This window comes from Butyrivibrio sp. ob235, assembly GCF_900109475.1.
GTDB lineage: Bacteria > Bacillota > Clostridia > Lachnospirales > Lachnospiraceae > Butyrivibrio.
In genome coordinates, this window is the sequence record NZ_FOBE01000015.1 from 1 (window position 1) to 13,048 (window position 13,048).

A 13,048-nucleotide genomic window follows, 5' to 3' on the forward strand; every position below is an offset into this window, starting at 1 on the left:
TAACTACATCTGGAAACTGTTCTAAAAAAGGAAGCCAGAGGCTGACGCCTCTGCCCTTGAATAAAGTGCGCTGGAGCGCACAATTATCCTTGATCTGCTTGACTACAGACTATCTGTCAGGAAATGTCTGTCAACCCCAAAGCCGCTACGCGGTGCGCTCTGCGCAGGGTTGACTGATATTTCCTGACAGATAAAGTAGTCAACAAGCAGACCAAGGATTAAAAATGACAGCCTTGAACTGTCATCTTACCAAGCGATATAATGAGTAAGGTTTGAACATCTGAACTAATCACAGGGGATATCCACCCTTTCAAATCCTACAGTAAATTTACGCCGTCATCGTTATTTAATAGAATTTTAGAATTATTCGGATATAATTATCATAACAACACTGTTTCTTATGGAAAGGGGAATTCTTATTATGAGCAGAGTATCAGAAGTTACAGGATTGCAGCAGCAGAGAATAATGAAATATGATCAGGTAGTAAAAAAGGGCGATGATGCTGAGATTCAGAAAATGGCGCTGGAGAACATGATGATGGCTCTCAATGATATTTCGCAGACTCTTGCCATGATCGCAGACAGAGATTCAGCAAATCAGCATGATACCTTTGAGTCGATGGCACGAAGCCTTGCAATGATGGCTGATGCGGGGAAAAAGTAACGTATCCGAATGCTTTAAAGATAATTCATTAATGCCGGCAAAACATGTCAGATACTGCATTTGACAAGTTTTCGCCGGCATTGTTTGTGATAAAATCTATACATTTTGACTATGCTTTATGAAAAAGGTAGACAAATAGCACAAACAAAAATCGATTTAACGTGTTAAAGTGTAAAAAATACACATAAAAAATAAAAAAACTATAAATTTTATGTTGAAAATTTCATAAAAGGGCGTTATCATAGATTCATAAGTTAATGAGCGCCGGTGAGATTAGAGAATGTGGCTTTTACAAATATACAGGCTGAAACCTGTTTGTTAGACATGTTCTTTTTTTGCGCCATTTTTTAAATAAATACGATTTAATAAATTGAGATAAGGCTGAATTTTAATGTATAGAGATTTTATAGATAAGATAGAAGAAAATCCGGTAATCGCCGCAGTTAAGGATGACAAAGGATTATCGGCAGCACTGAAGACAGACTGCGGAATCATTTTTATTCTATATGGTGACATTTGTACCATTGGTGAAATTGTACAAAAAATAAAAAATGCCGGACGAATAGCGATGGTTCATGTGGATCTGGTGACGGGCCTGAACAACAGTAAGGACGTAAGCCTTGATTTCATCAAGAACAACACTAAGGCAGACGGAATTATAACCACTAAGAGCAATCTTATACAGCATGCCAGAGATTTGGGGCTTTATTCAGTGCTCAGGTATTTCGTAATAGACAGTATGGCTCTGGTGAACATTGAGAAACAGGCTCAGTACGGATCATGTCAACCGGATGTGATTGAGATTCTTCCGGGAGTTGTGGTTTCAAAGATTATAAAGCGCGTCAACGGAATAAGCAGAGTGCCTGTTATTGCAGGCGGACTTATTTCAGACAGAGATGACGTTATGAATGCGCTCTCAAGCGGAGCGATGGCGGTTTCTACTACCAACAAAGAGGTATGGAACATGTAAATGTGCCTAAAGCCGAAACGGCTATATAAATAGACTAAAGGAGGATAAGAAAAATGGCAAAATATGTAATGGCTCTGGATGCAGGAACAACCAGTAACAGATGTATCCTTTTTAACGAAAAAGGTGAGATGTGTTCTGTAGCTCAGAAGGAGTTCACACAGTATTTCCCGCAGCCCGGTTGGGTTGAGCACGATGCCAACGAAATCTGGCAGACACAGCTTTCCGTAGCACGTCAGGCTATGCAGAAGGTTGGAGCTAAGGCTGAAGATATCGCAGCAATCGGTATTACTAACCAGCGTGAGACAGTTATCGTTTGGGATAGAACAACAGGTCAGCCCGTTTATCATGCAATCGTTTGGCAGTGCCGTCGTACTGCAGACTATGCTGAGCAGATGAAGGGCAAGATCCCCGGAATCGTTGAGAAATTCCAGCAGAAGACAGGTCTTAAATTTGACCCTTACTTCTCAGGAACAAAGATCCGTTGGATCCTTGAGAATGTTGAAGGCGTTCGTGAAAGAGCAGAGAAGGGTGAGCTTTGCTTCGGTACTGTAGATACATGGCTTATCTACAAGCTGACAAAGGGTAAGGTTCATGTAACCGATTACTCCAACGCTTCAAGAACACTCCTTTACAACATCAATACACTTGAGTGGGATGATGAGCTCTGCCAGATCCTCGAGGTTCCGAAGAGCATGCTTCCTGAAGTTAAGCCTTCAAGCTGCATCTATGGCGAATCTGATCCTGAGTTCTTTGGCGGCCCTATCCGCATCGCAGGCGCAGCCGGCGACCAGCAGGCAGCTCTGTTCGGACAGACCTGCTTCCAGGAAGGCGAAGCAAAGAATACTTATGGTACAGGTTCCTTCATTCTTATGAACACAGGCGAGAAGCCGATCTTCTCCAAGAACGACCTTCTTACCACAATAGCATGGGGACTTGACGGAAAGGTTACCTACGCTCTTGAGGGTTCTGTATTCGTAGCAGGCGCAGCTATTCAGTGGCTCCGTGATGAGCTTAAGATCGTTGATTCCTCACCGGATTCAGAATACTTCGCAACAAGAGTTAAAGATACAAACGGATGTTATGTAGTTCCCGCATTTACAGGACTCGGCGCTCCCTATTGGGATCCTTACGCACGCGGAGTTATCACAGGACTTACACGTGGCGTAAATAAGTATCATGTAATTCGTGCAACTCTTGAGTCACTTGCATATCAGAGTTATGACGTGCTTCACTGCATGGAACTTGACTCCGGCAAGCACCTTACATCCCTTAAGGTTGACGGTGGTGCTTCCATGAACAACTTCCTCATGCAGTTCCAGTCAGATATCATCAACACCAACGTTCTTCGTCCTTGCTGCGTTGAGACAACAGCTATGGGTGCTGCATATCTTGCAGGTCTTGCAGTTGGCTACTGGACAAGCAAAGAAGATGTTATCAAGAACTGGGCAGTTGATAGGGAATTCAAGCCCGAGATGGCTGACGAAGACAGAACAAAGGCTCTTAAGGGCTGGTCACAGGCTGTTGCAGCTACACGTGGATGGGCAAAAGAGTGATCCACACTGGGATGAAAAAGTTTGTATGAAAAGTTAATAATCGGTCCGCCATAGTGGCGGACCGCAATAAAAAGAAACGGGGGTAACCGAATATGTCAGTTTATATTGGCGAGTTTATTGGTACTTTATTACTTGTTTTACTTGGCGATGGTGTTTGCTGTAACGTTTCGCTTGAGAAGTCCGGCTTCAAGGGCGGCGGAGCAGTACATATCCTTATCGGATGGGGTATGGCAGTTATGGTTCCTGCATTTGCAATGAGCAATTTCACAGGATGCCCTTCGGCTTTTAACCCTGCTGTAACAATCGGTCTTGCAATCAGATCAGGTGACTGGAGCACAGTTGCTGGTCAGATCGTAGCTCAGATGCTTGGTGGTTTCTGCGGCGCAGCTATCCTTATGGTTCTCTATGGAGATCACATCAAGGCTACAGCTAATGATGATGTTGTTCGCGGATGCTTCTGCACAGCACCTTCAATCCCGAACCAGGTATTGAACTTCCTTTCTGAGTTCGTAGCTACATTCGTTCTTGTATTCACACTTGCTCTGATCCCTGCTGGCTCAGATCGTACTGTATGGGTACTTGTATACGGCGTAATCGTTGCTTGCGGTGCTTCCTTCGGAGGACTTACAGGATACGCAATGAATGCAGCAAGAGATACAGCTCCTCGTCTTGCTTATCTTGCACTTGCTCCCAGCTTTGGCAAGAAGAACGGCAACTGGAGCTATGGATGGATTCCTGCTGTAGCACCTATCTGCGGCGGTATCGTTGCATCTCTTCTTTACAACGCACTTGCAGCTGCTCACATGTTTGGCTAATTTCTAAATTTTTTAAAAACAGTAATCTTGTATTACTTTTCTGATTCAATAGGGATTATAATTATGAAAAGAAGTTCCTATTCTGAAATGGAAATAACTTAATAAAGATACACTGAGGGATGGAGTCGGTATGAAACGTATGATGAGATACGCTTATTAACCGACTCCATTTTTAATGTAGCTAGGGCCGAAAGGCCTGTCTCCGGGGCGAAAAGGCAAGTATACTATATGAGCCACGGAGAGCAACGAAGGCAGGCCTTTCGGCCTTAATAATAAAGAAATAGGAGATAAAACTATGTTATATGATGTAATTGTCATAGGCGCAGGAGTTTCGGGAAGCGCGATCGCCAGAGAACTCTCCCGTTATGAAGGCAACTTCTGTGTCCTTGAAAAATGTGAAGATGTTTGTGAGGGAACATCAAAAGCAAATTCCGCAATTGTGCATGCAGGCTTTGATGCTGCAGCAGGTTCACTTATGGCAAAACTGAATGTGCGCGGAAATGAGATGATGGATGATCTTTGCCGCGATCTGGACATTCCATTTAAGAGAAACGGATCCATGGTTGTATGCATCCATAAGGAAGCACTTCCCGGACTTCAGGACCTCTACGACAGAGGAATCAAGAACGGCGTTAAGGATATGAAGATTCTTAGCCGCGAGGAAGCTCTTGAGATGGAGCCTAACCTTTCAGACAACGTAGAGGGTGCTCTCTATGCACCTACCGGTGGAATTATCTGCCCGTTCAAGCTTTGCATCGCTATGGCTGAAAATGCAAATGAGAATGGAGTTGATTTCAGATTCAATACTAAGGTTGAAGATATTAAGAAGAAAGAAGACGGATTGTGGCATATTCGCACAAACAACGGCGAGTATGTTTCAAGATATGTAGTAAACGCAGCAGGCGTTTATTCCGGAGTAATCCACAATATGGTATCTCAGGATGACGACAAGATTGAGATTATCCCGAGACGCGGAGATTACTGCCTGCTTGATAAGGAAGTTGGTGGACATGTAAGTCATACAATTTTCCCGCAGCCTACTAACCTTGGTAAGGGCGTACTCGTATCACCTACTGTTCACGGCAACCTCATTGTAGGACCTACAGCTATTGATATTGAAGATAAGGAAGGAACAAACACAACAGCGGCCGGAATCAACGATCTTATTGCGAAAGCTAATGACCATGTAAAGAATCTTCCTATGAAAAAGGTTATTACTTCCTTCGCAGGACTCCGTGCGCATGAAGCTCGTCATGAGTTCATCATCGGAGAGGTAAAGGGCGCTGAGCACTTCATCGACGTAGCAGCCATCGAGTCACCCGGACTTACATCCAGCCCTGCTATCGGTGAGATGGTTGGAAATATGCTGAAGGATATGATGAGTCTCACAGCTAAGAAAGAATGGAAGAGCACAAGAAAAGACATCATGAATCCTGCAGATCTTTCTGTAGAAGAGAGAAATGAACTTATTAAAAAGAATCCCGCATATGGCAACATCATCTGCCGCTGCGAGTCTATTTCCGAGGGAGAGATCCTCGATGCGATCCACAGACCTTTGGGAGCAAGATCACTTGATGGTGTAAAGAGAAGAACAAGAGCAGGAATGGGAAGATGCCAGGCAGGCTTTTGCTCACCCCGTACAATGGAAATCCTTCATCGCGAACTTGGACTTTCATATGAAGAAATAACCAAGAGCGGCGGAACTTCCAACATTGTAATGGAACGCACCAAACACCAGAAGGGAGGAGAGCAGTAATGACTTCTTATGATATCGTAATCGTTGGTGGTGGCCCTGCAGGCCTTGCTGCCGCTATCTCCGCAAGAAAAGCAGGAGTAGATAAAATTCTTATATTAGAGCGTGACAGAGAACTTGGTGGAATCCTTAATCAGTGCATCCACAACGGATTCGGACTTCACACCTTCAAGGAGGAGCTCACAGGTCCCGAGTATGCACAGCGTTTCATCGATCAGGTTCTTGATGAAAAGATCGAGTACAGACTTCATACCATGGTAATGGATATCTCAGCTGACCGCGTTGTTACGGCAATGAGCCGTGAGGACGGAATGTATCAGATAAAGGCTGGTGCTGTTATCCTTGCAATGGGTTGCAGAGAGCGTCCGAGAGGAGCCCTCAATATTCCCGGATATCGTCCGGCAGGTATCTTCTCAGCCGGTACCGCACAGAGACTTGTAAATATGGAAGGCTATATGCCGGGCCGCGAGGTTGTTATCCTCGGTTCCGGTGATATTGGACTTATCATGGCAAGACGTATGACTCTTGAGGGAGCAAGGGTTAAGGTTGTTGCAGAGCTTATGCCTTATTCCGGCGGACTTAAGAGAAACATCGTTCAGTGTCTCGATGACTTTGGCATCCCGCTTAAGCTTTCACACACTGTTGTGGACATTGAAGGAAAAGAGCACCTTACAGCAGTTACAATTGCTGAGGTTGATAAAAACATGAAGCCCATACCTGGAACAGAAGAGCGCTACACCTGTGATACACTTCTTCTTTCCTGCGGACTTATTCCCGAGAACGAACTTTCAAGAAATGCAGGCGTAGAGATGAATCCTGTTACATCAGGACCTGTTGTTAATGAGTCTCTTGAGACCAACATCCCCGGAGTATTCGCTTGTGGTAACGTTCTTCATGTTCATGACCTTGTTGACTACGTTTCTGAGGAAGCAACAAGAGCCGGTGCAAACGCAGCCAAGTTCGTAAAGGGCGGCGAGACAGCCGGAGATAAAGTGGTAGAACTTTTTGCTACAGACGGAGCCCGCTACACAGTTCCTTCAACAATTAACGTTGATCGCATGGATGATCTTCTTACTGTAAGATTCCGTGTAGGTGCTGTTTACAAGGATTCATACGTTAGTGTTTACTTCGATGATGAGCGTGTTATGCACAATAAAAAGCGCATCATGGCTCCCGGAGAGATGGAACAGGTAATACTTCAGAAGACAAAGCTTCAGGAAGCTTCTCCGAAGAAGATAACAATCAAGATTGAGGCGGAGGACTGATCATGGAAAAAAGAGAACTTACATGTATCGGCTGCCCCATGGGCTGCCAGATCACAGTAGAATTGGAAGAGGGCGAAGTTATAGCCGTAAAGGGCAACACCTGCGCCATTGGTGATAAGTATGCAAGAAATGAGGTTACTCATCCTGAGCGCACAGTCACAAGTACTGCAGTTATCGAGGGAGGAGACAAGCCCCGCGTATCAGTTAAAACTGCATCAAATATCCCGAAGGATAAGATTTTCCAATGCATGAAAGAAATTGATGATGCATGTGTTAAAGCACCCGTCCACATCGGCGATGTTGTGGTAAAAAATGTTGCGGGAACCGGAGTTGATGTTGTGGCAACAAGAGAAGTTGCTGCTAAGTAATTTGGAAACTTAAGAATATCTTAATATTTTCCGAAACATCATCTCGTTGACATTAATTTGTAAGTTAAATATAATTTTAATGGTTGTTGTATGGAGCTCATGTGGGGATTCTGCATGGGCTCTTTTTACGAAAAAAAGGAATGTTTTTTAGCAGGAGGAATTATGAAGAGATTATTAGCAATGATGATCGCAGGTGTCAGCACAATCACAATGCTTGCAGGCTGCGGAGCTAAGACAACAGACACAGCTACTGAGACTCAGACAACAGAGGCTACAGAGGCTACAGAAACCACAGAGGCTACAGAAGACACAGAGACTGCTGCAGCACCCGCTGAGACAGTTAAGATTGATAAGCTTACAATCGGTTTTGTACCTTCACGTGAGCCCGATGAGATCGTAACAGCTACTGAGCCCCTTAAGCAGCTCCTTACAGACGAGCTTGCAGGCCTTGGCTATGAGGTTGGTACAGTTGACATCACTGTTGGAACAAGCTATGAGGCAGTTGGTGAAGGCCTTTCAGCAGGCACTATCGATATCGGACTTATCCCCGGTGGTACCTTTGTTCTTTACGAGGATGGCTGCGATGTTCTTCTTACAGCAACAAGAGACGGTCTTTCAATCGAGAGCCCCAATGCTAAGGATTGGAATGACAACAAGCCCACAGAGCCCACAGAGGATCAGGTTACTTTCTACCGCGGACTTATTATTGCAGGTCCTTCAGAGGCAGGTCAGGCTGTAGCTGAGAAGGTTAACAACGGTGAGAGCCTTACATGGGAAGACCTCGACGGACTTAACTGGAGCGTAATGAACTCTTCATCTTCTGCAGGATATATTTATCCTTCACTTTGGCTTCAGGCAAACTATGAGAAGCATGTAACAGATCTTTCACACGCTGTACAGGCAGACTCTTACGGTAATGCATTTGCAAGACTTGCTTCAGGCCAGATCGACGTTGTTTGCTGCTATGCTGATGCAAGACGTGACAACGAGGACAAGTGGACAACAGATTACGGCAGAGAAGCCAGCATCTGGGATGAGACAAACGTAATTGGTGTAACAGACGGTATTTACAATGATACAATCAGCGTAAGCAAGACATCTCCTGTTATGGATGATGCTTTCAAGGCTGCGCTCAAGACTGCATTTATCAATATCGGCAATTCAGACGCAGGAAAAGAAGTTATCTCAATCTACAACCACAACGGTTATGTAGAGGCTAATTCAGCAGATTACGACGCTGAGAGAGCTGCGCAGGAACTTATCAAGTCTATGAACTAACACCGGTTTCAGTCATAATATAGTACACAAAGGGAAGGTGTTTTAGGATACCTTCCCTGTTTTATTGTGTTTTAGCCTTCCCCTTGGGGGGCGCTCGACGTCCAGGGGACGTCGGTTCAGCGCGGACCGAAACGGAGTGAAGACAGGTGTCAGCGCAGCTGACGGATGAGGGGATACAATAGGCCAGCCTAATATAATTGATTTTGTAAGAATTCAGGAGAAATATCATGATCAGGTTTGAAGATGTAGGAAAAAAATATCCCAATGGTTTCGAGGGCTTAAAGCATGTTAACCTCGAAATTGAGCAGGGAGAATTTGTAGCAATTATCGGACTTTCAGGTGCAGGTAAATCCACACTTATTCGTACCATCAACAGGATGCACGATGTTACGAGCGGAAAACTCACCGTGGATGATGTTGATGTGATGAGTCTGTCCGGAAAGCAGCTCAGAAGGTTTCGCAGAAAGATTGGTATGATATTCCAGTCCTTCAACCTGATCACAAGAACTACCGTAATCAAGAACGTACTTACAGCATTTGTTCCGGATATGCCTTGGTTTAGATCTACCTTTGGCATATACACAAAGGATGAAAAGATGAAGGCGCTTGAGTGTCTTGATAAGGTTGGGATCCTTGACAAGGCTTTTGTTCGTGCAGATCAGCTTTCAGGTGGTCAGCAGCAGAGAGTTGCTCTTGCGAGAACTCTTGCACAGAGTCCGCAGATAATTCTTGCGGATGAGCCGGTTGCTGCTCTTGATCCTGTAACAGCTAAGCAGGTTATGGATGACTTTAAGCGTATTAACGAAGAGATGAAGATTTCAATTCTTATCAATATTCACCACGTAGATCTCGCGCTTCAATATGCTACAAGAGTCGTTGGAATCAGAGAAGGAGAGATTGTATACGACGGTCCTGCCGGCGAAGTAGATAAGGAGGTACTCAGCCTTATCTATAAGGGAAAAGTGGATGCACAGGGCAATGTCCAGGATGAAGAGGGGTGATTACAGTGAGCATATACGATAAGATTTTCAAACCTAAAGTATATACACTGCCTAATGGGAAGACTGTGGAAAAGAAAGCATCAAGAATGCCGGTTTATTTTATTCTTGTTTTTCTTATGTGTGCTGTTTCCGTAAAAGTCACAGGCTTTGATATGAAGATATTATCCGAGCGAATCGGACAGTTTTTTGTAATTCTGGGAGAGATGTTCCCGCCTAACGTTTCTTATATCGAGAAGGTGTGGTCACCTCTTTTCGACACTATAAAAATGTCACTTCTGGGATCAGTTCTGGGAGCGCTTTTATCAGTACCATTTGCAATGCTTGCGAGTACTAACGTATGCCCCAATAAGGTGGTTGTATCAGTGATAAGAGTTATGTTTTCACTAATAAGAACTCTTCCTACACTGGTTACAGCGCTTGTAGCAACACTTGTTTTCGGACTCGGAACCCTCGCGGGTACTTTTGCGATTGCGGTATTTTCCTTTGCATATATCGGTAAGCTCACCTACGAAGAGATTGAGACGGTAGACATGGGAGCGTTCGAGGCTATGGAAGCTATGGGAGCAACAAAGGCGAGAGCTTTTATATCTGCAATTGTTCCGCAGGTGCTTCCGTTCTATCTCTCAAACTGCCTTTTTAACTTTGAGGGTAACGTAAGATATGCAGCTGTTCTCGGATATGTAGGAGCAGGCGGTATCGGTCTTATTCTTAATGAAAAAATCTCCTGGAGAGAGTATTCAAGCGTGGGAACCGTGCTTGTTGCACTTTTCATAGCAGTATTTATCATTGAGTCAATCAGCAGAATGCTTCGTAAGAAGCTTGTATAAGTTCACTGCTTAGAGGACTTGGTGAGTTTTTTAAACACGGTTGATTTTTTAGGAGATAATTATGAATCAAAGAATTAAAGAAGCATATGAAAAGCGTCCACGCACTTGGATATATCATCTTGCTATTGCAATTATATTTGTCGGACTTATGGTCTGGAGCGGAACTGCTGTTGAAACTGCCGGAACCACTATGGATGGCGGTGAGATAGCCCTGAATATCATAAAGGGAATATTCCAGCCGGATCTGTCCTTCCTTTTTAACCTGACTACAAAAGGCGTTCCTTATCTGATGCTCGAGACTATATGTATCGCATTCCTTGGAACAATTGTCGGAGCTATACTTTCAGTTCCGCTTGCCTTTATATCAGCATCAAATCTTACACCTAAGCCGATAGCTTTTGCAGGCAGAATCATTATTATGGCTGTCCGCACAATACCGGCAGTTGTGTATGGTCTTATGTTTATCCGTGTAACGGGTCCCGGACCTTTCGCAGGTCTTCTCACAATGGGCGTGTGCTCCGTCGGAATGATTAGTAAGATGTACATCGAGGCAATAGAGGACCTCGATACTCGTGTTGTAGAGTCTCTTGATGCTGCAGGTTGTGATACCTGGCAGAAGATCCGCTATGGTATTTTGCCTCAGCTCTTACCCAACTTTGCATCAACAGCAATTTACAGATTCGATATCAATCTTCGAGACGCTACAATCCTTGGTATGGTTGGAGCCGGTGGTTTTGGTGCACCTCTTATTTTCGCAATGAATTCCTACAAATGGAACGAAGCAGGCGCTATCCTCGCCGGACTTATTGTACTAATTCTCATAATAGAGTATATTTCTACACAAATTAGAGTTAAACTAACAAGAGGATAAACCATGCGAATAATTTTCACTTCAGACACACACGGACACGTCTTTCCGATCAACTATGCTACAAACAGCCATGAAAACTCAGGCCTTTTTGGCATAGCGGCCCAGATGAAGGGTGAGAAGGAAAAAGACGGTAATACACTGGTTATAGACGGCGGTGACAGCCTTCAGGGAACGCCGCTTTTAGCCTATTATCTTAGCCACATGGATGAGTATGAGCTTAATCCTATGGCTGAGGGCTTTAATGCCATGGGACTGGATTGCTACACATTGGGTAATCACGATTTCAATTTCGGTTATGAAGCAATCAGGGATTTTGCCAAAGCTATGAAAGCTACTCTTGTGTGCGCCAATGTAACGGACAAAAAAGGCGACCTTGGAATAAAGAAGCACATAGTTAAAACTCTTGAGGACGGAACCAGGGTTGGAATTACAGGTGCTGTAACAAGCTATGTAAACGTATGGGAGCAGAAGAAAAATCTCGTCAATTTTGAGATTGCTGATCCGGTTGCGGTTTTAAAGGATGAGCTTGCCGAACTTAAAGGGCAGTGTGATATCACTGTTTGTATCTATCACGGCGGCTTTGAGGAAGATATGACCACAGGCGATAAACTTTCGGAATCGGATGAGAACCAGGCCTGCAGGATCGCCAGAGAACTCGATTTTGACATCATACTTACAGGACATCAGCATCTGCCGATAGAGGGAATATTCCTGGATGGAACCTTCGGAGTTCAGCCTCCGGATAAGGCGATGAGATATTGCGTTATCGACGCCGATTATGTGGGCGACAGCGATGAGAAGGTTTTGAAGGGAAGTACCAGAACCTCCGGTGGATGGAGCGTTGTCTCATATCTTATCCCTGTGGAAAAAGAGTATGCGGATTTTGATAAAATACAGGCAGAGAATCCGGGACTCAAGGAGATGAACGAGAAGCTCCAGGTATGGCTTGATGAGCCCATCGGAAGCCTTGAAGAGGAGATTCTCCCCGAGAAGAAGTTGGATGTTGCTCTTAAGGGTAGCAGAGTTGCTGCAATTTTTAATCAGGTTCAGCTGGAGCTTACCGGCGCTGATTTTTCATGCACAAGTCTCTCAAATGAGCCGCTTGGACTGCACAAGGATATAACGGTCAGAGATGTACTTGGAATTTATCAGTTTGCAAATACTGAGGAGGTCAAGGAGATGACCAAAGCTGATCTGAGGGCTGCCCTTGAGAGATCAGCAGAATATTATGATTATGATGAGACTACCGGTGAAGTAAAAATTTCAGAAGCATTTCTTCAGCCCAAGGTTGAACATTATAATTACGATATCTATGCAGGACTCTGGTATGAATTTGATATCAGAAGACCTGTGGGCGACAGAGTGGTCGTTATGAGAAAGCTGGATGGAACAGAATTGTCCGATGATGAGACCTATACGCTGGTAACCAGTAACTACAGGGCGACAGGAACCGGAGGTTATTCGAGCATCGGTAAGGCTAAGACCATAAGGACCTATCCTGATGAAATGCCGGATCTGGTTATCGATTTTGTAAGGAGAAACAGCCCTGTAGGCAATATTTGCAACAACAAATTTAAATGTATTTACTAAATTCTGGATACATATTTAAACGGTCTGAATCAAGCAAGACATCCTTTGAGATTGATAAATAATCTCAAAGGATTTTTTTTCTATATTTTTGTA

General features: G+C 44.2%; 12 protein-coding genes. All 12 read left to right on the forward strand.

The features are described 5' to 3' along the window. Window positions 1-421 precede the first annotated feature (421 nt). The 12 genes from BMW61_RS11555 to BMW61_RS11610 all read left to right on the forward strand — a co-directional run bounded on the left by BMW61_RS11555 (window position 422) and on the right by BMW61_RS11610 (window position 12,955). Window positions 422-664 carry a hypothetical protein gene (locus BMW61_RS11555; protein ID WP_022760705.1) on the forward strand — a complete coding sequence of 81 codons (243 nt, stop codon included), beginning with the start codon at window positions 422-424 and terminating at the stop codon, window positions 662-664. Between the two features lie 391 nt (window positions 665-1,055). Beyond that, a complete protein-coding gene (locus tag BMW61_RS11560; protein ID WP_091822045.1) occupies window positions 1,056-1,634 on the forward strand; it encodes a glycerol-3-phosphate responsive antiterminator in 579 nt (192 codons plus the stop codon). Between the two features lie 53 nt (window positions 1,635-1,687). Then, window positions 1,688-3,187, forward strand: coding sequence for a glycerol kinase GlpK (gene glpK / locus BMW61_RS11565; protein ID WP_091822047.1), 1,500 nt, complete (start codon window positions 1,688-1,690; stop codon window positions 3,185-3,187). A gap of 92 nt (window positions 3,188-3,279) precedes the next feature. Continuing rightward, window positions 3,280-4,002 (forward strand): MIP/aquaporin family protein, encoded by a 723-nt coding sequence (locus tag BMW61_RS11570; RefSeq protein WP_022760702.1) that lies wholly within the window; start codon window positions 3,280-3,282, stop codon window positions 4,000-4,002. A 295-nt stretch (window positions 4,003-4,297) separates the two neighbouring features. Then, window positions 4,298-5,758 (forward strand): NAD(P)/FAD-dependent oxidoreductase, encoded by a 1,461-nt coding sequence (locus BMW61_RS11575; protein ID WP_022760701.1) that lies wholly within the window; start codon window positions 4,298-4,300, stop codon window positions 5,756-5,758. Continuing rightward, on the forward strand, window positions 5,758-7,020 hold the full coding sequence (locus BMW61_RS11580; protein WP_022760700.1) for an NAD(P)/FAD-dependent oxidoreductase: 1,263 nt from the start codon (window positions 5,758-5,760) through the stop codon (window positions 7,018-7,020). The genes BMW61_RS11575 and BMW61_RS11580 overlap by 1 nt, the downstream gene beginning before the upstream one ends. A gap of 2 nt (window positions 7,021-7,022) precedes the next feature. Further along, the gene (locus BMW61_RS11585; protein WP_022760699.1) at window positions 7,023-7,388 is read left to right on the forward strand and encodes a DUF1667 domain-containing protein; all 366 of its coding nucleotides are present in this window, start codon (window positions 7,023-7,025) and stop codon (window positions 7,386-7,388) included. Window positions 7,389-7,550: 162 nt separating this feature from the next. Next, a complete protein-coding gene (locus BMW61_RS11590) occupies window positions 7,551-8,666 on the forward strand; it encodes a phosphate/phosphite/phosphonate ABC transporter substrate-binding protein (RefSeq protein ID WP_026497893.1) in 1,116 nt (371 codons plus the stop codon). Between the two features lie 227 nt (window positions 8,667-8,893). Beyond that, window positions 8,894-9,667, forward strand: coding sequence for a phosphonate ABC transporter ATP-binding protein (phnC, locus tag BMW61_RS11595; RefSeq protein ID WP_091822049.1), 774 nt, complete (start codon window positions 8,894-8,896; stop codon window positions 9,665-9,667). 5 nt (window positions 9,668-9,672) lie between these two features. Next, window positions 9,673-10,494: a phosphonate ABC transporter, permease protein PhnE gene (gene phnE, locus BMW61_RS11600; protein WP_026497892.1), complete on the forward strand. Its 822-nt coding sequence runs from the start codon at window positions 9,673-9,675 to the stop codon at window positions 10,492-10,494. 61 nt (window positions 10,495-10,555) lie between these two features. Beyond that, complete coding sequence (gene phnE / locus BMW61_RS11605; protein ID WP_022760695.1) at window positions 10,556-11,365, forward strand: phosphonate ABC transporter, permease protein PhnE; 810 nt, start codon at window positions 10,556-10,558, stop codon at window positions 11,363-11,365. Between the two features lie 3 nt (window positions 11,366-11,368). Further along, window positions 11,369-12,955, forward strand: a complete 1,587-nt coding sequence (locus BMW61_RS11610) for a bifunctional metallophosphatase/5'-nucleotidase (protein WP_091822052.1) — start codon at window positions 11,369-11,371, stop codon at window positions 12,953-12,955. The last annotated feature ends 93 nt before the right edge of the window (window positions 12,956-13,048 follow it).

Bases quoted from the DNA above. Each gene is read 5' to 3' on its own strand.
- BMW61_RS11575 (WP_022760701.1), top strand. From the start codon at position 4,298: ATGTTATATGATGTAATTGTCATAGGCGCAGGAGTTTCGGGAAGCGCG.
- phnE (WP_022760695.1), top strand. From the start codon at position 10,556: ATGAATCAAAGAATTAAAGAAGCATATGAAAAGCGTCCACGCACTTGG.
- BMW61_RS11570 (WP_022760702.1), top strand. From the start codon at position 3,280: ATGTCAGTTTATATTGGCGAGTTTATTGGTACTTTATTACTTGTTTTA.
- BMW61_RS11590 (WP_026497893.1), top strand. From the start codon at position 7,551: ATGAAGAGATTATTAGCAATGATGATCGCAGGTGTCAGCACAATCACA.
- BMW61_RS11560 (WP_091822045.1), top strand. From the start codon at position 1,056: ATGTATAGAGATTTTATAGATAAGATAGAAGAAAATCCGGTAATCGCC.
- BMW61_RS11585 (WP_022760699.1), top strand. From the start codon at position 7,023: ATGGAAAAAAGAGAACTTACATGTATCGGCTGCCCCATGGGCTGCCAG.
- glpK (WP_091822047.1), top strand. From the start codon at position 1,688: ATGGCAAAATATGTAATGGCTCTGGATGCAGGAACAACCAGTAACAGA.
- phnC (WP_091822049.1), top strand. From the start codon at position 8,894: ATGATCAGGTTTGAAGATGTAGGAAAAAAATATCCCAATGGTTTCGAG.
- BMW61_RS11555 (WP_022760705.1), top strand. From the start codon at position 422: ATGAGCAGAGTATCAGAAGTTACAGGATTGCAGCAGCAGAGAATAATG.
- BMW61_RS11610 (WP_091822052.1), top strand. From the start codon at position 11,369: ATGCGAATAATTTTCACTTCAGACACACACGGACACGTCTTTCCGATC.
- BMW61_RS11580 (WP_022760700.1), top strand. From the start codon at position 5,758: ATGACTTCTTATGATATCGTAATCGTTGGTGGTGGCCCTGCAGGCCTT.